Below are 20,992 nucleotides of genomic sequence, written 5' to 3'. Positions count from 1 at the left end.
GCCCGCAGCTCGGCCACCGCCCGGCCGGTCAGCTCCCGGACGTGGTCGCGGCCGCGCGCCCGCAGCGCCGCCCGGCCGCTGGGCACCGGCACCAGCCGCACCGGCCCGGGAGCGCGGGCCAGCCCGGCGAGCACTCCCGCGACCGCCAGGGCCAGCGCGGCGCCCAGCGGCCGCGCCAGCTCCGCGCGGCCGCGTTCCTTGAAGGCGTTCACGGTCGGGCGGACCGGTCCCGCGTAGGCGCCGGCCGCCACCGTCGGCGGGAAGCCGGGCGGGAAGCGCCGCGGCTGGGCCAGGTGCGGCAGCGTCAGCAGCCCCGCGCAGCGGCGGCACAGCAGCGCACCGGGCAGCTCGCAGCCGGCGCAGGTGCGCGGCAGGAGCAGGTCGGCCAGCGCGTCGAGCACCCCGCCGTCCACCCGGCCAGCCTCGTCCCCGGGGCACCGGGCGCCCAGGCCCGCCGCGGATCTGTGGACGACGGCGTCAGAGCGGGTAGACCGGCTCGGTCCCCGGCAGCGGCTGGGCGCCGCGGACCAGCGTGACCCAGGTGCCGCCGGCCAGCTGCCACTGCCAGATCGTGCCCCCCGCGCTCACCAGCGGCGGCTGTCCGGGGGCCGCCGCGACACTGGTCGGCTGGCTGGGCAGCCCGGCGGTCGGCACGGAGTCCAGGCCCCAGCCGTCCACGCCCACCACGTAGGGCTCGATCCGGCCCTCCTCCGCGTCCCCGGCCAGCAGCAGCAGGCTGCCCGCCGTCCGCCACGCCACGTCGGCGACCTGGGACAGCGACGGCGCCACGTCCCGCAGGTCGCGCAGCGCCACCGGGCCGTCCTCGGAGCGCACCACCGTCCCGACGAGGAGGCTCTCCCGCTGCCCGTTCTCCACCACGACGGCGGCCCGGACGCCGTCCGGCGACAGCTGCAGCACCGTGGCGCGCCCCAGGCCGGCCAGCGTGGGGACGGTGACCGGCTGCGGGGTGCCACCGGCCGGCACCCGGACCACCGCGCCGCCGTCGCGCACCACCCAGAACTCCTCCCGGGTCGCGGCGACCGTGGGTGCGGTGAGGCTGCTCCCGGACAGCACCGGGACGAGGTCGCCGCCGTACGGACCGGACAGCAGGACGGCCGGGCCGTCGCGGTCGGTCGTCCCCACCATCTGGGTGGGCTCGCCGGTGCGCTCGTCGGTGGCGATCGCGGCGCCGGTGAGGCCGTAGGCGCCGGCCCCGGCCGGCCCCGGCGCCGGGTCGGCCGGCACCATCCGCAGCGCGCCGGCGTCGACGTAGTGGCCGACCGCGCCCACCGGCACGGTGTCGGGGTCGAACCTCGTCCACGTGTCGACCGACTGCCGCTGGGGGACGCCGTCGAGGGGCAACGGCTCGCCGTCCACCAGGATCTCCACCGTCCGGGCGGGCAGCTGCTCGAGGGTCCACACCAGCTGCGCGGACAGCTCGCTGAGCTGCGACTCCGGCGCCTCGGCCAGCCCGGTGAGGTCGACGGTCACCGTCTGGGCGGAGACCGACACGGCCCGGCGCAGCGCCGCGCCGGCGAGGGAGTTCCGGACGCCGGCCTGCAGCTGGGCCGACGGCCCGTCGAGCATCCGCTCCACCAGCACGGTCGGCTGCGCCTCGCCGCTGATCAGGTACCGCGGGTCGGGCACCACCCGCCGCCCCGTGGGGTCGAGGAAGTAGAGGTCGCGGCGCTGGTAGAGCCGCTCGAAGTCCGGCTCGAGGATGGTCAGCCCGTCCGGCGGGTTGGTGATCCGCCACTCCCCCTCGACCTCCTGGAGGGTGAAGTCGCGGGCGTAGACGCCCTGGCCGGACACGGTGAACACGCCCCGCTGGTCGATCGTGCCCACCAGCTCCGCGGTCACCGCCACCGTGCCGGCGTCGGTGGTCACCGTGGCGTAGTCCGGGCCGAGGACGGTGATGCCCGACTCGTCCGACCACGTCCGCGTGGCGTCCGGCGTCAGGTGCTCGCGGGCCACCGGGTGTCCGCGCACGGTGCTGGCCGCGGCGTCGAGGAAGCCGCGCACGATCTCGTCGGGCGTGGCCTCCGCCACCGGGGACAGCGGCTCGATGCCGACCGGGGCGTCCGAGCGGGTCGGCGCCTGGGTGATCTGCATCGTCGCCGAACTGGTCGGGACCGTCGAGCACGCCGTCGCCAGCGTCAGCAGGCCGGCGAGCAGGCCCGCCGCCGTCCCGCGGCGGCGCCTCACCGCTGGACCCCGGCGCGGCGGCCGACCGCCGGCCGCAGCGGCAGCGGGGAGCTGGTCAGGTCCGTCCCCGCGGTCAGCGGCACGGTCAGCCGGAACTGGGCGCCCGCGCCGGGCTGGCCCCACACCTGCAGCCACCCGCCGTGCAGCCGGGCGTCCTCGAGGCTGATCGACAGGCCCAGGCCGCTGCCGCCGACCGTCCGCACCCGGGACGGGTCGGCCCGCCAGAACCGGTCGAACACGTGCTGGGCCTCGGCGGAGCTGAGCCCCACGCCGTGGTCGCGCACGGTCACCGCGGCCGCCGTCCGGTTGGCCGCCCAGGTGATCTCCACGGGCCGGCCGGCTCCGTGCTCGATCGCGTTCCCGACCAGGTTGCGCAGGATCCGCTCCACCCGGCGGGCGTCGACCTCGGCGATGACCTCCTCGTCGGGACCGCTCACGCTCAGCTCGCAGCCGTGCCGCTCGGCCAGCGCGGACATCCCGGCGGCCACCCGGCCCACGAGGGCGCCGAGGTCGGTGGGCTCCCACTCGAGGACGGCGGCCCCGGCGTCGTAGCGGCTGATCTCCAGCAGGTCGGTGAGCAGCACCTCGAACCGGTCGAGCTCGGTCTGCAGCAGCTCCGCCGAGCGCGCCACGTGCGCCGGGAAGTCGGCGCGGGACTCGTAGAGGATCTCCGCGGCCATCTGCACGGTGGTCAGCGGCGTGCGCAGCTCGTGCGACACGTCGGAGGTGAACCGCTGCTGGAGCTGGGAGAGCCCCTCCAGCTGGGTGATCTGCCGTTGCAGGCTGTCGGCCATCGCGTTGAAGCTGGTGGCCAGCCGGGCGAGGTCGTCCTCGCCGCGCACCGTCATCCGCTCCTCGAGCTGCCCCTCGGCCAGCCGCTGCGCGGTGCCGGCCGCCCGGCGGACCGGGTCGACGACCAGCCGGGTGACCAGCACCCCGATGCCGACGACGAACAGGGTGAGGGCGATGCCGCTGATGACGACGGTGCTGCGGATCAGCGACAGGCTCTCCTCCTCCTGGACGAGGGGGAACGCGTAGTACAGCTCGATCCGCTCCGTGGCCGCGGCGTCGGTGGGCACGGGCGCGCCGATCAGCAGCGTCGGGCGGGGCTCGCCGGCGGCGTCGGGGACCATCGCGTACTGCGAGAACTGGCCGCCGGAGGCGACGTCGGCGCGCAGCTCGGCGGGGATGGCCGGGTACACGTACCGGCGGCTCGGCGCGGGGCGGTCGGTGTCGCCGCTGCGGTAGACCATGACGACGTCGAAGTCACCGGCCTCGCCGCGGCGGTCCATGAGGCTCTTGACGGTGCGGTCCAGCGTCGACCGGACGCTCGGGGCGTCCCCCGTGGCGATGCCGGCCACCTCGTTCTGCGCGTACAGCACGCCGGCCTGGGCCTGGTCGACGGCGGCCTGCCGCTTCACCGACAGCAGCTGGTCCCGGATCTGGCTGAACAGCACCATGCTCACGATGACCACGACCGTGCCGGCGACGACCATCGTGATCGCGCCGATGCGCACGTGCAGCGACGACCGCCATGCGTGCAGCGCCTGCCGGCCCAGCCGGCGCGACAGCCGGCGGGCGCGGATGGTCCGGCGCCGCAGCCCACGGCGCAGCCGCCGCAGCTCCCCCGGGAGCCCGGGGTGGGGCGCGGCCGGGGGTGGGCCCACCGTCCCCGCGGAGGACGACGGCTCGCCAGGCGGCGCCTGGGCCGGATCGGCCGGCGCCGGCCGGGTGGTGCTCACGGCCGCGGGCGGCCCATCACGGCGGGCCCGCCTTGTAGCCGACCCCGCGCACGGTGAGCACGATCTCCGGCCGCTCCGGGTCCCGCTCGATCTTGGCGCGGAGCCGCTGCACGTGGACGTTCACCAGCCGGGTGTCGGCGGCGTGCCGGTAGCCCCACACCTGCTCGAGCAGCAGCTCGCGGGTGAACACCTGGCGCGGCTTGCGGGCCAGCGCGACCAGCAGGTCGAACTCCAGCGGGGTCAGCGCGATCGGGACGCCGTCCCGCGTGACCTGGTGCGCCGGGACGTCGATCTGCACGTCACCGATGCTGAGGTTCTCCGCCTGGCCGGTCTCCCCGCGGCGCAGCTGAGCGCGGACCCGGGCGACCAGCTCGACCGGCTTGAACGGCTTGGTCACGTAGTCGTCGGCGCCGGCCTCCAGGCCCTGGACGACGTCGATCGTGTCGCCCTTGGCGGTGAGCATGACGATCGGCACCGTCGACTGGGTGCGGATGTCCTGGCAGATCTGCAGCCCGTTGCGACCGGGCAGCATGAGGTCGAGCAGCACGATGTCGGGGCGGGTCTGCTGGAACACGCCCACCGCGCGGTTGCCGTCGGACACGAAGGCCGGCTCGTAGCCCTCGCGCCGGAGCACGATGCCGAGCATCTCGGCGAGGGCGGCGTCGTCGTCGACGACGAGGACACGGCCGCGGCTGGAGCCGTTCTGGGCAGCGGTGGGTGGCACGACGCCCATTCTGCGCTGCTGCGTGCGAAAAGGAGGGCACCCGCCCGGCGATGCGCCGGACGGGTGCCCTCCGTGTGTCACCCGAAAGCGGTGCGCGTCGCTCAGTAGCGGTAGTGGTCCGACTTGAACGGGCCCTCCACGGCCACCCCGATGTAGTCGGCCTGCACCTTGGTCAGCTCGGTGAGCTGCACGCCGAGCGCGTCCAGGTGCAGCCGGGCCACGTGCTCGTCGAGCTTCTTCGGCAGCACGGTGACGCCCGGGGTCTGCCCCTCGTAGGCGGCCCGGTTGTTCCACAGCTCGATCTGGGCGAGCACCTGGTTGGAGAACGACGCGCTCATCACGAAGCTGGGGTGCCCGGTGGCGTTGCCGAGGTTCAGCAGCCGGCCCTCGGAGAGCACGATGATCGTGTGGCCGTCGGCGAACCGCCACTCGTCGACCTGCGGCTTGATCGTGGTCCGCTCGATGCCCGGGGTGCGGGCCAGACCGGCGATGTCGATCTCGTTGTCGAAGTGGCCGATGTTGCCCACGATCGCCTGGTGCTTGGTCTGCGACAGCAGGTCGGCGGTGATGATGTCCTTGTTGCCGGTCGCGGTGATGATGATGTCGGCCTTGCCGATGACCGCCTCCAGCGTGGTCACCTCGTAGCCGTGCATCGCCGCCTGCAGCGCGCAGATCGGGTCGATCTCGGTGACGATCACCCGGGCGCCCTGGCCGCGCAGCGACTCCGCGCAGCCCTTGCCGACGTCGCCGTAGCCGCAGACCACGGCCACCTTGCCGCCGATCATCACGTCGGTGGCCCGGTTGATCCCGTCGATGAGCGAGTGCCGGCAGCCGTAGAGGTTGTCGAACTTGCTCTTGGTCACCGAGTCGTTGACGTTGATCGCCGGGAACAGCAGCCGGCCGTCGCGGGCGAGCTCGTAGAGCCGCATGACGCCGGTGGTGGTCTCCTCGGTCACGCCGCGGATGCCCTGGCCGATGCCGGTCCAGTACTGCCCGTCGGTGGCGAGGGTGCCGCGCAGGACGTCGAGGATGACGCCGTACTCCTCGGAGTCGGCGTCGGTGGTGTCGGGGACGGCGCCCTCGGCCTCGAAGCGGGTGCCCAGGTGCACCAGCAGCGTGGCGTCACCGCCGTCGTCGAGCAGCATGTTCGGGCCGACGACGTCGCCGTTCCCGTCGCGGAACTCGAACAGCCGCTGGGTGCACCACCAGTAGTCCTCCAGCGTCTCGCCCTTCCAGGCGAACACCGGGACGCCGGAGGGCTGCTCCGGGGTGCCGTCGCCGACGACGATCGCCGCGGCGGCGTGGTCCTGGGTGGAGAAGATGTTGCAGCTCACCCAGCGGACGTCGGCGCCGAGCGCGGTCAGCGTCTCGATCAGGACGGCGGTCTGGACGGTCATGTGCAGGGAGCCGGCGATCCGGGCGCCGGCCAGCGGCTGGGCGTCGCCGTACTCGGCGCGCAGCGCCATCAGCCCGGGCATCTCGTGCTCGGCGAGGCGGATCTCCTTGCGGCCGAAGCCGGCGAGGGAGAGGTCGGCGACCTTGAAGTCGCCGTCGGTCAGGACAGGGGTGCCAGTGCTGGCGGTCATGTCGCTCCAGTGATCGGCCCGGCCCCGGGTGGGCGGGCATCGGTCGGTCGCTGTGGTCCCGGTGCGCCCCGGGCGAGCGAGCATGCCGAGGCTTCGGCGGGGCTCGTGCCGTCGTCCAGGGTACGTCGTCCCCGCCGTGCCCCGGCTACTCGCAGGCCAGGCCGTCGCCGTCACCGTCGAAGGCGTCCTGCCAGCCCGGCTCGCCGCGCCGGAGCGGCGCGGCCCCGGCCGCCCGGACCGCGGCGCAGCCGGCGTAGGACACCGCCGCCGGCGCCGCAACCGGCGCCTCGGGGAGCGGCTCGCCGGGGCACCCGGCGAGGACGTCGGCGATCGCGTCGTGCTCGCCCTGGGTGACCCAGAGCCCGTAGGTGGCCTTCACCGCCACCTGCCGGGCCACGTAGGCGCAGCGGTACCCCCGGCTCGGCGGCAGCCAGGTGGCCGCGTCGCCGTCGGACTTCTGCTGGTTGAGCGGCCCGTCGACGGCGAGCAGGTTGAGCGGGTCGTTGGCGAACTCGGTGCGGCGGGCCGCGTCCCAGCCCTGGGCGCCCTTCTGCCAGGCGTCCGACAGGGCCACGACGTGGTCGATCTGCACCTGCTCGCTGGTGCCCTCGCCGCGGCGGAACTCGATGGTGCGCCCGGAGTACGGGTCGGCGAGGGTGCCGCTGAGGACGACGCAGTTCCGGGTGCCCGGCCGGAACGTCTCGCCGGTCAGGTCCCGCGCCAGGACGTCGTTGCGGGTGTCGCACCCGTTCCGGTCGGTGTCCACCCAGCCGGCGCCGAAGCGGTCCCGGTCGTAGCCGGTGCGGGGCGCGCGTCCCTTGACCGCCAGCTCCTCCAGCGCGGCCAGGGCGGAGCCCGCCTGCGCACCGGAGACGGGGACCGGGCCGGCGTCGCTGCCGGTGTCGAGGAACGGCTCGCAGCCCGTGACGCTCCCGGCCAGGGCGAGCGCGACCACACCGGCGGCGAGCCGGCGCAGGGCGGAGCGGGGGCGGGAGGTCACGACCCCCCGACGTTAGGCCGCGATCGCGGCCCTCCGGTGGCGCCACGCCCGGTCCGGCCGGGGTGGCGCCCGGTCGCTCAGCCCAGGTTGGTGGTGGTCCGGTACAGGACTGCCGGGCCGCGCGCGCTGACCGGCTCCCCCGCCGGCACGAACGCCGACTGGCCCTTCTCCAGCACCAGCTCGCCGTCGGCGGCCACGAGGACCGCCCGGCCCTCGGTGCACAGCAGGACCTGGGGCCCGCGCGTGGTGAGCGTGCCCGACTGGCTGTCCAGGGCGACCCGGGTGAGGTCGAAGTCCTCGACCGGCACGGGGTAGCGCAGCCCGCCGGGGCCGAGCACCGGGTGGAGCACCGGGACGCGGCCGTCGCTGAAGTCGAGCACCTCGATGAGCGCGGCGAGGTCGACGTGCTTGCCGGTCAGGCCGCCGCGCAGCACGTTGTCCGAGCTGGCCATGACCTCGACGCCGGCCCCGCTGAGGTAGGCGTGCAGGTTTCCGGCGGGCAGGAACACCGCCTCCCCGGGTGCCAGCTTGAGGTGGTTGCACAGCAGCGAGATCACGACGCCGGCGTCGCCGGGGTAGGCCTCGGCGAGCGTCGCTGCCCAGCGGTAGGTGTTGATGAACTCCGGGTCGTGCGCGGCCACGAAGCCGGCCGCGGCCTCGGCGACCGCCTCCACCAGCGCGGTGCGACGCCGGCCGGAGAGGGCGAGCAGCTGCGGGATGGCCGCCCGCAGGCCCCGGCGGGCGAGCGCGGCGATCGTCGGCTTGAGCTCGGGCACCTGCAGCTTGGCCAGGCAGTGCAGCGACTCCTCCACCGGCCGGAAACCGCACAGCGCCTCGAAGGTGGTCAGCGCCACCAGCAGCTCGGGCTTGTGCCACGGGTCCTTGAAGGTCCGCGTCGGGTCGTCCTGGGGGACGCCGGCCGCCTCCTCGGCCGCGTAGCCGGCGGCGGCCTGGGCCATGGTGGGGTGCGCCTGCAGGGACAGCGGCGCGTCGGCGGCCAGCACCTTCAGGAGGAACGGCAGCCGGGCGCCGAAGCGCTCGACCACCGGCGAGCCGAGCAGCCGCTCGGGCTCCTCGGCGATCGCCTTGTCCAGCGAGCGGCCGTCGGTGAGGAGGCTGGGCTCGTCGGGGTGCGCTCCCATCCACAGCTCCGCGTGCGGGCGGTCAGCCGGGCTGGGCTGCCCCAGCAGCTCGGGGATGACCGTCCGGCTGCCCCACGGGTAGAACCGGACTGCACTGGTGAGCTGCCACATCACGGACGAGGCTACTGAAGGGGAGAGCACACCAGTTATTACGGACGTCACCGCTGCGGGCTCCATCCCCCGAAAGGGTCATCCGCGCTCACACCGCCGCGCGCACGTCCGGGGCGCCCAGCCGGGCGGCGTCGGCGGTGCGGTCGTCGGGCATCCGCTGCGACTCCCGCTCCGCCTCCACCCGCGCCTGGTAGTGGGCCACCTCCCGGTCGACCCGCTCCGCGTCCCACCTCAGCGGTCCGGCCATCAGCTCGGCGACCGCCCGGGCCGACTCGGTGCCGCGGTGCGGCGTGGTGATCGACACCCGCGTCCGGCGGGTCAGGACGTCGTCGACGTGCAGCGCCCCCTCGACGGTGACGGCGTGCACCACCTCGGCGGCCAGGTGCGCCGGCGCCCCGGGCAGCGGCCGGCCCAGGTCGGGGTCGGCGCGGACGAGGTCGAGCACGTCGCCGACGCGGTCCCCGTGCCGGTGCAGCAGCCGCTCGACGGCGTCCTCCGGCAGCCCGGTGGCCGCGGCCAGCTCCGGGGCGGTGCCGCGCACGGCCTGCCAGCGGTGCGCCCCGACCAGGGGCAGGTGCGCGGTGCGCGAGGGCGGCACGCCCGGCAGCGCGGCGGTGGCCGCGTCGACGGCGTCGGCCGCCATGACCCGGTAGGTCGTGTACTTGCCCCCGGCCACCAGGACCAGGCCGGGCACCGGCGCGACGACGGCGTGCTCCCGGGACAGCCGGCTGGTCTGGTCGGCCTCCCCCTCGAGCAGCGGCCGCAGCCCCGCGTAGACGCCGACGACCTGGTCGGCCGTCAGCGGCCGGGCGAGCACCCGGTTGGCCTGGTCGAGCAGGTAGCCGATGTCGGCGCTGCTGGCCGCGGGGTGGTCGCGGTCGAGCTTCCACGGGGTGTCGGTGGTGCCCACGATCCACTGGTCGCCCCACGGGATGACGAACAGCACGCTGGTGGCCGTCCGCAGGATCAGCCCCGGCCGCGCGGCGACGTCGCCGACGTCGATCGCCTCCCGCGGCACGACGAGGTGCACGCCCTTGGACGCGCGGACCCGCAGGCTGGGCGCCGACCCGCCCAGCATCGCGCCGACGTCGTCGCTCCAGACGCCGGTGGCCGCCACCACGCTGCGGGCCCGCACCGAGAACGAGGAGCCGTCGGTGAGGTCGGCCACGCGCACGCCGACGACCGGGGCCCGGTCGCCGTCGCCGTCGCGGAGCAGCCCGGTCACCCGGGCGCTGGAGAGCACCCGCGCCCCGTAGCCGGCCGCCGTCCGGACGACGGCGAGGGTGTGCCGGGCGTCGTCGACCTGGGCGTCCCAGTAGCGGATCGCGCCGACGACCGCGTCGGGGCGCAGCGCCGGGAAGGCCGCGAGCGTGGCCCGCCGGGACAGGTGCCGGTGGGCGGGCACCCCGCGGTCGGCGTCGAGGGCGGCACCGAGGACGTCGTAGAGCGCCACCCCCGCGCCGTAGTAGGCGCGCTGCCAGCCGGGCGCGGTCAGCGGCAGCAGGAACGGCAGCGGGCGGACCAGGTGCGGGGCGATGGTGTTCACCAGCCGGGAGCGCTCGTGCAGCGCCTCCCGGACCAGCGGGAAGGCCAGCTGCTCGAGGTAGCGCAGCCCGCCGTGGATCAGCCGGCTGGAGCGGCTGGAGGTGCCGGAGGCCCAGTCGCGGGCCTCGAGGAGGGCGACCGACAGGCCCCGGCTTGCGGCGTCCAGGGCCGTGCCGGCACCGGTCACTCCCCCGCCGACGACCAGCACGTCGACCACCTCGTCGGCCAGCCGCGCCCGGTCGGCGCGACGGCGGGCCGGGCCGAGGTGCGTGCGGCTCATGCCCCCACTGTGCTCCGGCCGGCGCCCGGCCGGGACGACAGCCGGCTCACGCTCGCGGTACGGCCGACGCCCCCGACCCGGCCGTCGTCCCCGGCCGGCGCAGGTCCGGCTCCAGGTAGATGACCCGGGCGATCGGCACGGCGGCGCGGATCCGCTCCTCGGCCTCGTCGATGGAGCGCGCGATCGTCTCCCCCGTCTCGCAGTCCCGCACCGCGATCTTGGCGGCCACGAGCAGCTCCTCCGGGCCCAGGTGCAGCGTCCGCATGTGGATGACCGAGATCCCCGCCCCCTGCGACTCCAGGGCGGCGACGATCCGCTGCTGGTGCTCGGGGGTCGCCGACTCGCCGAGCAGGAGGCTCTTGGTCTCGATCGCCAGGACCACCGCGATCCCCACCAGCAGGACGCCGATGGCCACGGTGCCGATGCCGTCGAAGACGCCGTTGCCGGTGACGGCGGCCAGCCCGACCCCGAGCAGCGCCAGCACCAGGCCGGCGAGGGCGCCGGTGTCCTCGAGGAGCACCACCGGGAGCTCCGGCGAGCGGGCGGTGCGGATGAACTGCCAGTAGCTCTGCTGCGGCGGCTTGACCGCGGAGGTCTCCTTGACCGCCGTCCGCAGGGAGAAGCTCTCCAGGCCGATGGCCACCACGAGGACGCCGATGGCCCACGCGGGGGAGGTCAGCTCCTCGGGGTGCTGGAGCTTGTGCACGCCCTCGTAGATGGCGAACAGCCCACCGACGCTGAACAGCACGATCGCGACGATGAACGCGTAGATGTAGCGGTCGCGGCCGAACCCGAACGGGTGCTGCGGCGTGGCCGCACGCTGCGCCCGCTTGCCGCCCACCAGGAGCAGCACCTGGTTGCCGGAGTCGGCGACCGAGTGGATCGCCTCGGCCAGCATGGAGGAGGCGCCGGTGACGATCCAGGCGATGAACTTCGCGGCCGCGATGCCGAGGTTGGCCGCCAGCGCGGCGATGATCGCCTTGGTGCCGCCGTGGCCGCCCCCGTGGCCTCCGCCAGCGTCGTCGTGCGCCGTCTCGTGCCCACCGGGCGGGCTGGACCTGCTCGTGTCGGTGCTCATGGGCGGGCGACCCTCTCGGCGTCCAGTGCCAGGGCCAGGTACACGGCGGCGAAGTCGGCCACGGCCAGTTGACGGGCCAGCCGGGGCAGCCGGCCGTACCGCTCCGGTTCCCCGTGCTCGGCCAGTCCACTCACGGGGACGTTGGACGCCGTCGCGGTGTGCAGCGCATCGGTCAGGCCCTCCCGCGCCGACCGGGGCTCCCGCTCCCCCGCGTCGTCGAGGTCGCCGGCGTCGAGGTCGCGCACGGTGAGCAGGCGCAACCGCCGGTCGCCGCCCTCAGCCCGGTCCCGGAAGAAGTCGTCGGCGCCGCCCCCCAGGGTCAGCGGCCCGCGCAGCACCGCGCAGGCGGCGACCCGCTGGTCCGGCATCCGGAAGGTCGTCGCCGGCAGCCCGGCCAGGGTGGCGAGCTGGTCGGCGATCCGGGTGGCGGCGGTGCCGGCCAGCGGCCCCTCGGCGGCGATCACCGGCAGCGCGTCCAGCAGCTCGAGGGCCAGTGTCTTGGCCGGGTTGACGAAGGACTCCTGCGCCGGACCGCACTCGGTGGCGACCTCGTCGAGAGCCGCGGCGACCGCCTCGAGGTCGGCGGTGGCCTCGGAGACCAGCTCCAGGCCGACGGCCAGCTGGAGCAGGGGCGTGAGCAGCGACCACAGCGTGGTGTGCCGCACCCGCGAGCGGGGCAGGGGGACGTAGGGCGCGCGGGCGGTCGAGCAGGCCGCGCGCAGCGGGGCGTCCTCCGCACCGATGCCCACCAGCGTCACGCCGCGGCGGGCCGCCTCGTAGGCCGGCGTCACCGCGTACCGGCCGGCGCCGGTCCGGGTGGCGACCACGGCGATGTCGCTCGGGCCGGTCCACACCGGGAGGTCCGGCCCCGGGACGACGTCCACCGTCACCGGGCTGGCCGGCCCGAGCAGCGCCCGCAGCACCGACGCGGCCACCGCCCCCTCGCGCCGGCCGACGATGACCAGCCCCCGCGGCCGGCCGCCGGCGGTGACCCGCTCGAGGCCGGCCTCCTCGGTGAGCCGGGAGGTCTCCCGGACCTGCGCACCGGCGCCGGCGACGGCCGGCAGCAGGCCCCGGGGATCGCGGGCCCGCAGCAGCTCGAGGTCGTCGAGGACCTCCTCGGCCAGCTCTGGTGAGGTCATCGCGTCGACTCCCTGGTGGTCGCGTCCGTACCGGTCACCCGCCGGCACCGCGGTGCCGGGCCTCGTCGAGCAGCAGGACCGGGATGCCGTCGCGCACCGGGAAGGCCCGGTCGCAGGTAGTGCACAGCAGCTCGCCGGCCTCCTCGTCGACCGTCAGCGGGCTGTGGTGGGTGTCGGGGCAGGCGAGGATCGCCAACAGCGCCGGGTCCAGGCCGAGCGGACCGGCGGCCGGGGCGCCGGGGGTCCCGGTCATGCGCGCACCACCTCCAGCACACGGTCCCGGAGCGCGGCCATGCGGTCGCCGTCCGGGGCCTCGACGTTGAGCCGCAGCAGGGGCTCGGTGTTGCTGGCCCGCAGGTTGAACCACGACCCGTCGGGCAGCTGCACGGTGAGGCCGTCGAGCTCGTCGACGGTGCCGCCCTCGCCCTCGAAGACCTCACGGACCGCCTTCGCCCGCCCCGGCGCGTCCTCCACGGTCGAGTTGATCTCCCCCGACGCGGCGTAGCGGCTGTAGGCGGCGGTCAGCTCGGACAGCGGCCGGCCCTGCTCGCCGAGCGCGGCGAGCACGTGCATGGCGGCGAGCATGCCGGTGTCGGCCCGCCAGAAGTCGCGGAAGTAGTAGTGCGCGGAGTGCTCCCCGCCGAAGACGGCGTCGGTGCGGGCCATCTCGGCCTTGATGAACGAGTGCCCGACGCGGGTCCGCACCGGCTCCCCGCCGTGCTCCCGGACGATCTCCGGCACCGCGCGCGAGGTGATCAGGTTGTGGATGATCGTCGTCCCCCGGCCCTTGGCCAGCTCCCGGACGGCGACCAGCGCGGTGATCGCCGAGGGGCTGACCGGGTCGCCGTTCTCGTCGACGACGAACACCCGGTCGGCGTCCCCGTCGAAGGCCAGGCCGATGTCCGCGCGCTCGCGGCGCATCGCCTCCTGCAGGTCGACCAGGTTCGCCGGGTCCAGGGGGTTGGCCTCGTGGTTGGGGAAGGAGCCGTCGAGCTCGAAGTACATCGGCACGATCTCCAGCGGCAGGCCGTCGAGGACGACCGGGACGGTGTGCCCGCCCATCCCGTTGCCCGCGTCGACGACCACGCGCAGCGGCCGGATGCCGGACAGGTCGACCAGCGAGCGCAGGTGGGCGGCGTAGGCCGAGAGCAGGTCGCGCTGCGCGATGGAGGCGACCCGCTCGGGCTCGCGGTCGTAGCCGTCCCGCTCCGCCCACTCGCGGATGGTGGCCAGGCCGGAGTCCTGCCCCACGGGGGCGGCGCCGGCCCGGCACAGCTTGATGCCGTTGTACTGCGCCGGGTTGTGGCTGGCGGTGAACATCGCCCCGGGGACGTCCAGCGAGCCGGAGGCGAAGTAGAGCAGGTCGGTCGAGCCGAGCCCCGCCTCCACGACGTCGACGCCGCGGGACAGGACGCCCTCGGCGAAGGCCCGGGACAGCGGCACGGAGGAGTCGCGCATGTCGTGCGCGGTCACGACGGCGGTCGCGCCGCTCTCCTGGTGGACGAACTCCGCGAACGCGGCACCGATCCGCCGGGCGACGTCCTCGTCCCACTGGTCGGGGACGACACCGCGGACGTCGTAGGCCTTGATGATCGACGAGAGATCCGACACGCGCTCACCTTCGGGTGCTCCCGTCGGTGACCCCACCGGTCACCGACGCGCCGCCGACCCTAACGGCGGGCCCGCACCTCCGGCACAGCGACGCGGTGCCGGCCACCCCCGACCGGGTGGCCCCGTCCAGAGGCTCGCCGCGAGCGTGCGAGCGGTGAGGGAGGACGGGGTCGGTGTTCAGGGGATGTCGGGCAGGACCCGTAGGTGACCGCGGCGCGTGCCGCTGCCGTCGTCGGCCGGCGGGCGCGGGGGCTCGGGCCGGGCCGCCTCGCGGACGGCGTCGGCCAGGGCGAGCAGGTCGTCGCCGGTCGGGCCGGAGTCCTCGAGGTCGATCTCGTGCCGGACGACCTCCCAGCCGCGCGGCACGGTCAGCCGCTCGGCGTGGAACTCGCAGAGGTCGTAGCTGTGCGGCTCCGAGAACGTCGCCAACGGGCCGACGACAGCGGTCGACTCCGCGTACACGTAGGTCAAGGTCGCTGCCGCTGGTTGCGCGCAGCCGCTGCGCGAGCAGCGACGTGACTGCCTCACCACCGGTTCCTCACGCAACGCACAGTAGACGCGTACCCCGGTCCATGGCATCAGGCACACCGGGTTTCTCGGTCCCCGCGACAGCAGCCGCCCCATCCTCCACGACGGTCCCGCGGGCACCGCCGGGCGGTCGCCCCGGGGACCGTCGCACCAGGACCGGCGGCCGCCGCGTCCCCGGCCGTACGCTCGCACCCACCATGACCCGACCCGCCCGTTCCCGCCGTGACCGGCACGGTCGTGGCCTGCGCGGACGGCTGGTCCCCGAGGGGCTGCCGCTGGCGCGCAGTCGCGGCGAGCAGTTCGACGACCTCGTCCTCGACGCGGTGGAGGACCTCGAGCGCCGCTGGGAGAAGGAGCTGGCCGGCGTCGAGTTCGCCGTGGAGGACGTGCCCTGGGTCGAGCACACCAGCCCCGACGAGGTGGTGCTCGACGCCGACGTGCTCGACGACGGCAGCGTGCCGCTGGCCCGGGTCCTGCCCGCCCACCGGGAGGGCGGCCGCGAGGTGCCGCCGCGGATCATCGTCTACCGGCGGCCGCTGGAGCTGCGCGCGCACGACCGCGACGACCTCGCCGACCTGGTGCGCGACGTCGTCGTCGACCAGGTGGCGGTGCTGCTGGGCCGGGACCCGGAGGAGATCGACCCCACCGGTTAGGGCCCCGCGAGGAAAAGGAAGCCATGCCCACGTCTGGGGCCCGCTGACGCGGGAAGAGCTTCCTTTTCCTCGACAGCCCTCTCAGCGTTCCGGGACGGCGACCGGGCTGCCCAGCTCGGCGGCGATGCCCCGGGCGTCGGCCAGCCGCGCCCGGCCGAACGCGAGGTCCAGGCCGTCGCCGCGGCCGGGCCGGGTGAGCCGCTCGACCAGCTGCTCGAGGGCGACCGCGTGCCACAGCAGACCCACGTCGGGCTCCTCCCAGCCGGCGGTGCGGTCCAGCACCACGCGGGCGATCTGGGCGCGGTCCTCCTCGTCGGCGGTCGTCGCCCAGAGGGTCAGCAGGTCGCGGTGCCGGGGGCCGGGCCGGACCCCCGTCCACTCCAGGACCACCAGCCGGCCGCCGTCGTCGAGGACGGCGTTGGCGGCCCGGAGGTCGCCGTGGGTCACCTCCGACAGCGGCAGCTGGGCGGCCGCGGCCCGGACCGCCCGCAGCTCACCGATCCGCACCCCGCCGCGCAGCAGCCGGCCGGTGTCGCCCACCGACGCCCGGGCCCGGCGCAGCGCCGGCCGGACCGGCGGCTGCCACGGGCTGCCCGGGGGCGCGGGCAGCGGGGCGATGCGCACGGCGGCGTCGACGGCCGCCTCGGTCCACCGCGGCCCGCCGGGTGGGAGCGGGTGGATGCGCCGGGACAGCAGCCACCGGCCGTCGTCGGCGGCGGCCAGCACGTCCGGGACGCCGATCTGCCGCTCCTCCGCCCACCGCCGCCCGCGCAGCTCGGCGCGCAGCCGGCGCCTGCCGCTCTCGGTGACCGCGAGGTCGACCACCCGGTCGGCCAGGACCCCCTCCACCACGCCCAGGGTCGCGCTGAGGTCGGTGACCCCCGTCAGCGGCTGCTCCACCCCCAGTTCGGTGAGCAGCGCGCTCACCCGCTCCCGCACCGCGCCCTCTGCCGCCGTCGCCCCGCCGCTGGTGCTCATCGCGGGAATGGTCCCAGCCCACCGGGACCGTCGCAGGGGATCGCCGACGCCATCCGCGCACCTGCCGGGGGCGCGCCCGGACGGCTGGGATGCTTCCCGGCGATGGACTCCTCCGCGCCGGCCGCCGTGCCCTGGATCGTGCTGGGCCTGGCGCTGCTGGCGCTGGCCGGCCTGGCCGGGGTGTGGCTGGCACACGGCCGGGGCCGCTCCGAGGCCGCCGACGAGCTCCCCCCGCCGGCGCCGCGGCCACCGGCTCCCCGGTGGACGGACGACGACCTGCCCGGCTTCCTCGACGCACCGCCGGGCACCCGGGCCCCCTCCCCGCCCCCGCCGGTCGAGCCCGCGCCTGCCGAGGAGGCGCCGGTCCCCGGGACCCCGGACCCGGGCGCCGGCCGGGTCGTGGCGGCGATGGCCGCCACGGCGCTGCTGCTCGTCGGCGCGCTGGCCGTGGTCGCGGCCGGCGGGGACGACGCGGACGGCACGGACGCCGACGCCCCGGGGACGAGCGCCCCGGCGTCCTCCCCCGCCGGTCCTCCCGGCGCCGCGGTGCCGACGACCCCGCCACCACCGGAGCTGCCCGGCGTCCCGGCCGACCCCCTGCCCGGCGAGGGCGGCGCCGGGGTGCTGGCCAGCTGGTCGGTGCCCCTGGATCCGGACGGCGCCTCCGCGCGCCTCGCCTTCGGCGGGATCGTCGTCGAGCGACACGCCGTCGGAGTCACCGTCGCCTATCCGTCCGTGAGCGTCAGCACGACCGGCGACGGGTCGTCGGCGCTGGCGCACGTCCGGCTGCCGACGTGGAACTGCATGACCGACCAGGCTCCCGCCGACCCCGAGGACGCCGGGTGCGCCCGCTCGACCACCGAGCACGCCGACCTCCCCGCACCGGCCCTCGCCGTGACGCGGGACGGCGAGGAGCTGCGGCTCACCGGCCGCTTCCCCACCTACGTCCGGCCGATCGGCACCGCACCGACCTACACCGGCCGGGTCTACGAGCTGACGGTGACCGCCGCGCCCGCCGCACGGGTCCGCGAGGGGCGGGCGACCGCCGAGGGGACGCTGTTCCTGGGCACCGACCGGGTCGGGACCCTCGACGACGACGCACTCAACGCGATCCGGTACGCCGGCTGAGCCGCTCCCCCGGCCCCCCGCGCAGCGTCAGCGTCACCACCGGGGCACCCATCTCACGGCCCAGTCCACCGGCGTCGGACCAGCCCCACCAGGGGTGCCGGCCGGCGTCGTCGGCGAGCGTGAGCAGCCCCGCCCGCAGCCGGTCGCCGTCGGCCACCACGGCCAGCTCCAGCTGACCGATCGCCGCGTGCAGCCGGGCCGCGGCCCGGAGGAAGGCCCGCCCCCGCGGGTCCGGTTCCCGGGCCAGCAGCCCGGGCCAGCAGCCCGGGCAGCCACCGTTCGAGATCACGGGCCGCCGTGCTGCGGACCACCTCGCCGGCCGCGTCGAGCACGTCGACCAGGCGGGCGCTGCGGGCGTTGGCGAAGGCGGCCTCGGGCCGCAGCCGGCCCAGCGCGCGCAGCGTGGGGTCCCCCATGGGCAGGCCGGTGAGCCGCAGCGTCCACGGCCGCCGCAGCGAGTCGAGCAGCTCCAGGACGCCGGCCGCCAGGCGGGCGGCGGCCGCGTCGTCGCGCACCGGCAGCCGGGCCGGCGGGGTACCCGGCGGGACCGGCAGGCCGTCGCCGAGCAGGGCGACCGTCACCCGGGGGCCCGCGCCGCGCAGGGCGAGGGCGGCCAGCCCGGCCGGCCCGGTGACGCCCCGGTCGACGACGACCGCGACCGGGCGGGGGCGCGGCCACCGGCCGGCGGCGTCGACGTTGAGCGCGGCGGTCAGCCAGGGCGGCCGGGCCGGGACCGGGGCGCGGACCGCGGCGAGCAGCGGGCCCGCGGCGCGCAGCTCCCGGACCACCTCGGCGCGGCCGGCCACCACCCGCACCCCGTCGTCCCCGGTCGACATGTCCCGAATGCCACCACAGCCCCCGACGGGGATCCGTCGGGGGCTGTGGTGGAGCCCGGAGCCGGTGTCACGGAAGGACTCGTGACCGGGCCTGTCGAGCGTCGCGCGGGAGGACGGGTCCCTCAGACCGCGCGGCGGCGCAGCCGGCGGCGCTCACGCTCGGAGAGCCCGCCCCAGATGCCGAAGCGCTCGTCGTTGGCCAGCGCGTACTCCAGGCACTCGGCCTTGACCTCGCAGCCCGTGCAGATCTTCTTGGCCTCGCGGGTGGAGCCGCCCTTCTCGGGGAAGAACGCCTCGGGGTCGGTCTCGGCGCACAGCGCCCGCTCCTGCCACGACTGCGCGTCGGCCTCCAGACCGGCGGTCCACAGGCCACTGAAGACGGGGCCCCGCTCCGTGCTCCGCTCGGCGCCACCCACGTAGTCGCTCAAGAACGAGACCTCTCCCATGACGATGCGTCCCCTCTCGCTGTCGTCCCGATGTGCGTTCCACGGGACGTTCCCGGGCCGCTCGGCACTCGCTGACACCGCGGGAATTACACGCGTGTCGTTGCCGAGGCGTCAACTTCGCTCGGTGTAAGCGGCTCGCCACACCAGCCCCATCCGTCACACCCTGTTCGTCAGATCTCGTGGCACCCCTCGACACGCCCGGCGAACAGTCGACAACTGCCCATCGGGCACGATGAGTTTCGTGCAGATCGTCGTGCTCGCCGGAGGGGTCGGCGGAGCCCGTTTCCTGGCCGGGGTCCGGGCCGCGGTGCCCTCCGCCCGGATCACCGCCGTCGTCAACACCGGCGACGACGTCACGATGCACGGCCTGCGGATCTGCCCGGACCTCGACACCGTCATGTACACCCTCGGCGGCGGCATCGACCCCGAGCGCGGCTGGGGGCGGACCGGCGAGACCTGGACGGTCAAGGAGGAGCTGGCCGCCTACGGAGCCGAGCCGACCTGGTTCGGCCTGGGCGACCGCGACCTCGCCACCCACCTGGTGCGCACCCGGATGCTCGACGCGGGCTACCCGCTGTCCCAGGTGACCGCGGCCCTCGCCGACCGTTGGCAGCCGGGGGTCGAGCTGCTGCCGATGAGCGACCAGCGGGTAGAGACCCACGTCGTGGTGACCGACCCGGACACCGGCCGGCAGCAGGCCATCCACTTCCAGGAGTGGTGGGTGCGGCACCGGGCCGCGCTGGAGGCCTCGGCGTTCGTCCAGGTCGGCGTGGACGACGCCCGCCCCGCGCCGGGCGTGGCCGAGGCCCTCGCCGCGGCCGACGCGGTGCTGCTGGCCCCGTCCAACCCGGTCGTGTCGATCGGCACGGTGCTCGGCGTCCCCGGCCTGCGCGCGGCGCTGCTGGCCACGCCGGGCCGGGTGGTCGGGATCTCCCCCATCGTCTCCGGGGCGGTCGTGCGCGGGATGGCCGACCGCTGCCTGCCGGTGGTCGGGGTCGAGGTCAGCGCCGAGGGGGTGGCCCGCCACTACGGGGCCCGCTCGGCCGGCGGGCTGCTCGACGCCTGGCTGGTGCACACCGGGGACGCGGCCGACGTGCCCGGCGTCGACGTCCGCGCGGTGCCGCTGCTCATGACCGACCCCGAGACGACGGCCGCCATGGCCCGGGCCGCGCTGGACGCCGCAGGTGCCTGAGCTGCCCGAGGGGATCTCGGTCCACCCGGTGCCCGGGTTGCCGGAGTTCGCGCCGGGGGACGATCTGGCCGCCGCGGTCGCCGCGGCCGCGCCGTGGCTGGCCGACGGCGACGTCGTCGTCGTCACCTCCAAGGTGGTGTCGAAGGTGGAGGGGCGCCTGGTGCGGGTCGAGCCGGGCGCCGACCGCGAGGCCGCCCGCCAGCGCGCCATCGACGCCGAGACGGTGCGGGTGGTGGCGCGGCGGGGACCGCTGAAGATCGTCGAGACGCGGCAGGGCTGGGTGGTCGCCGCGGCCGGCATCGACGCCTCCAACGTGCCCGGGGACGCCCTCGTGCTGCTGCCGGAGGACGCCGACGCCTCGGCCCGGACGCTGCGGGCACGGCTGCGGGACCTGCTCGGCGTGCAGGTCGCGGTCGTCGTCAGTGACACCTTCGGCCGCACCTGGCGGGAGGGGCTCACCGACGTCGCGGTCGGCTCGGCCGGCATCGCCGCGCTCACCGACCACCGCGGGGACGTCGACGCGCACGGCAACCGGCTGGAGACCACCCAGGTGGCCGTCGTCGACGAACTGGCCGCGGCCGCGGACCTGGTCAAGGGCAAGCTGGGCGGGATCCCGGTGGCGGTCGTCCGGGGGCTGCGGTTCGACCCGCCGGCCGAGGACACCGGCACCCGGCCGCTGGTCCGGCTGGGCCCCGGCGACCTCTTCCCCTACGGCAGCCGCGACCTGGTCGGCTCGCGGGCGCCGGCCGCCGACCTGGTGCCGCGCCCGGGCGAGCTCGACGCCGTCGCCGACGCGTTCCTCGTGGCGGCCACCGCGCTGCCGGAGTTCCCGGTGGTCGTGCGGTACGGCGGCGAGGACGACGGGGTGGTCGACGTCCACCTGCCGGAGCGGGCCACCACGACGGCCGCGCTCAACCTCGGCGCCGTGATCGGCGCGGTCGTCGTCCAGCTGCACGCCGAGGGCTGGACGACGCGCTGGGAGCCGGTCGGCACGCCCGGCGGTTCCTCCCTCGTCGGGAGGTTGTGGCTCGGCTCGCCGTCGTCCTGACCGCCGCCGCCTCGGTA

At 75.9% G+C, this 20,992-nt stretch carries 19 protein-coding genes and 1 pseudogene; 4 read left to right on the top strand and 16 right to left on the bottom strand.

Annotated features, from left to right (window positions below; translation table 11 throughout):
- The 13 genes and pseudogenes from MY526_RS13785 to MY526_RS13725 form a co-directional block, all read right to left on the bottom strand.
- Nucleotides 1–413: pseudogene (locus MY526_RS13785) on the bottom strand (ComF family protein); the annotation flags it as partial.
- 64 nt (nucleotides 414–477) lie between these two features.
- Nucleotides 478–2,205, bottom strand: coding sequence for an LpqB family beta-propeller domain-containing protein (locus tag MY526_RS13780; protein WP_436692692.1), 1,728 nt, complete (start codon nucleotides 2,203–2,205; stop codon nucleotides 478–480).
- The gene (mtrB, locus tag MY526_RS13775) at nucleotides 2,202–3,947 is read right to left on the bottom strand and encodes an MtrAB system histidine kinase MtrB (protein WP_436704097.1); all 1,746 of its coding nucleotides are present in this window, start codon (nucleotides 3,945–3,947) and stop codon (nucleotides 2,202–2,204) included. The genes MY526_RS13780 and mtrB overlap by 4 nt, the downstream gene beginning before the upstream one ends.
- Nucleotides 3,948–3,963: 16 nt before the next feature.
- A complete protein-coding gene (gene mtrA, locus MY526_RS13770; protein WP_436692690.1) occupies nucleotides 3,964–4,680 on the bottom strand; it encodes an MtrAB system response regulator MtrA in 717 nt (238 codons plus the stop codon).
- Between the two features lie 92 nt (nucleotides 4,681–4,772).
- A complete protein-coding gene (ahcY, locus tag MY526_RS13765) occupies nucleotides 4,773–6,257 on the bottom strand; it encodes an adenosylhomocysteinase (RefSeq protein ID WP_436692689.1) in 1,485 nt (494 codons plus the stop codon).
- A 145-nt stretch (nucleotides 6,258–6,402) separates the two neighbouring features.
- Complete coding sequence (locus MY526_RS13760) at nucleotides 6,403–7,257, bottom strand: GmrSD restriction endonuclease domain-containing protein (RefSeq protein WP_436704096.1); 855 nt, start codon at nucleotides 7,255–7,257, stop codon at nucleotides 6,403–6,405.
- A 77-nt stretch (nucleotides 7,258–7,334) separates the two neighbouring features.
- Nucleotides 7,335–8,510 carry a mannose-6-phosphate isomerase, class I gene (gene manA, locus MY526_RS13755; protein ID WP_436692687.1) on the bottom strand — a complete coding sequence of 392 codons (1,176 nt, stop codon included), beginning with the start codon at nucleotides 8,508–8,510 and terminating at the stop codon, nucleotides 7,335–7,337.
- Between the two features lie 88 nt (nucleotides 8,511–8,598).
- Nucleotides 8,599–10,335, bottom strand: a complete 1,737-nt coding sequence (locus MY526_RS13750) for a glycerol-3-phosphate dehydrogenase/oxidase (protein WP_436692686.1) — start codon at nucleotides 10,333–10,335, stop codon at nucleotides 8,599–8,601.
- Between the two features lie 46 nt (nucleotides 10,336–10,381).
- A complete protein-coding gene (locus tag MY526_RS13745) occupies nucleotides 10,382–11,413 on the bottom strand; it encodes a cation diffusion facilitator family transporter (RefSeq protein WP_436692685.1) in 1,032 nt (343 codons plus the stop codon).
- On the bottom strand, nucleotides 11,410–12,555 hold the full coding sequence (locus MY526_RS13740; protein ID WP_436692684.1) for an SIS domain-containing protein: 1,146 nt from the start codon (nucleotides 12,553–12,555) through the stop codon (nucleotides 11,410–11,412). Before MY526_RS13740 ends, MY526_RS13745 begins: the two co-directional genes overlap by 4 nt.
- Before the next feature lie 34 nt (nucleotides 12,556–12,589).
- Nucleotides 12,590–12,808, bottom strand: coding sequence for a Trm112 family protein (locus MY526_RS13735; protein ID WP_436692683.1), 219 nt, complete (start codon nucleotides 12,806–12,808; stop codon nucleotides 12,590–12,592).
- Nucleotides 12,805–14,166: a phosphomannomutase/phosphoglucomutase gene (locus MY526_RS13730; protein WP_436692682.1), complete on the bottom strand. Its 1,362-nt coding sequence runs from the start codon at nucleotides 14,164–14,166 to the stop codon at nucleotides 12,805–12,807. The genes MY526_RS13735 and MY526_RS13730 overlap by 4 nt, the downstream gene beginning before the upstream one ends.
- A 177-nt stretch (nucleotides 14,167–14,343) precedes the next feature.
- Nucleotides 14,344–14,745: a DUF3499 domain-containing protein gene (locus MY526_RS13725; protein WP_436692681.1), complete on the bottom strand. Its 402-nt coding sequence runs from the start codon at nucleotides 14,743–14,745 to the stop codon at nucleotides 14,344–14,346.
- Nucleotides 14,746–14,891: 146 nt separating this feature from the next.
- On the opposite strand from MY526_RS13725, the gene MY526_RS13720 reads away from it, so the two are divergent.
- Nucleotides 14,892–15,347 (top strand): metallopeptidase family protein, encoded by a 456-nt coding sequence (locus MY526_RS13720; RefSeq protein WP_436692680.1) that lies wholly within the window; start codon nucleotides 14,892–14,894, stop codon nucleotides 15,345–15,347.
- An 81-nt stretch (nucleotides 15,348–15,428) separates the two neighbouring features.
- Here MY526_RS13720 and MY526_RS13715 read toward each other — a convergent pair whose 3' ends face one another.
- Nucleotides 15,429–16,325, bottom strand: a complete 897-nt coding sequence (locus MY526_RS13715) for a phosphotransferase (RefSeq protein ID WP_436692679.1) — start codon at nucleotides 16,323–16,325, stop codon at nucleotides 15,429–15,431.
- A 102-nt stretch (nucleotides 16,326–16,427) separates the two neighbouring features.
- Here MY526_RS13715 and MY526_RS13710 point away from each other — a divergent pair, with 102 nt between their 5' ends.
- Nucleotides 16,428–17,453: a hypothetical protein gene (locus MY526_RS13710; RefSeq protein ID WP_436692678.1), complete on the top strand. Its 1,026-nt coding sequence runs from the start codon at nucleotides 16,428–16,430 to the stop codon at nucleotides 17,451–17,453.
- Here MY526_RS13710 and MY526_RS13705 read toward each other — a convergent pair.
- Together MY526_RS13705 and MY526_RS13700 are read right to left on the bottom strand one after the other, a co-directional pair.
- On the bottom strand, nucleotides 17,428–17,742 hold the full coding sequence (locus MY526_RS13705; RefSeq protein WP_436704095.1) for a GNAT family N-acetyltransferase: 315 nt from the start codon (nucleotides 17,740–17,742) through the stop codon (nucleotides 17,428–17,430). The genes MY526_RS13710 and MY526_RS13705 overlap by 26 nt on opposite strands.
- 669 nt (nucleotides 17,743–18,411) lie before the next feature.
- Nucleotides 18,412–18,735, bottom strand: coding sequence for a WhiB family transcriptional regulator (locus tag MY526_RS13700; protein WP_436692676.1), 324 nt, complete (start codon nucleotides 18,733–18,735; stop codon nucleotides 18,412–18,414).
- A gap of 241 nt (nucleotides 18,736–18,976) precedes the next feature.
- Between MY526_RS13700 and cofD the strand changes: the two genes are divergently transcribed.
- Together cofD and MY526_RS13690 are read left to right on the top strand one after the other, a co-directional pair.
- Nucleotides 18,977–19,927: a 2-phospho-L-lactate transferase gene (gene cofD, locus MY526_RS13695; RefSeq protein WP_436704094.1), complete on the top strand. Its 951-nt coding sequence runs from the start codon at nucleotides 18,977–18,979 to the stop codon at nucleotides 19,925–19,927.
- Entirely contained in the window at nucleotides 19,920–20,975 is a 1,056-nt protein-coding gene (locus MY526_RS13690; RefSeq protein WP_436692674.1) for a coenzyme F420-0:L-glutamate ligase, read from the top strand. Before cofD ends, MY526_RS13690 begins: the two co-directional genes overlap by 8 nt.
- The last annotated feature ends 17 nt before the right edge of the window (nucleotides 20,976–20,992 follow it).

Source organism: Geodermatophilus sp. CPCC 205761, from assembly GCF_051383655.1.
Taxonomy (GTDB): Bacteria; Actinomycetota; Actinomycetes; order Mycobacteriales; family Geodermatophilaceae; genus Geodermatophilus.
This window is presented reverse-complemented; position numbering and strand designations above follow the sequence as displayed.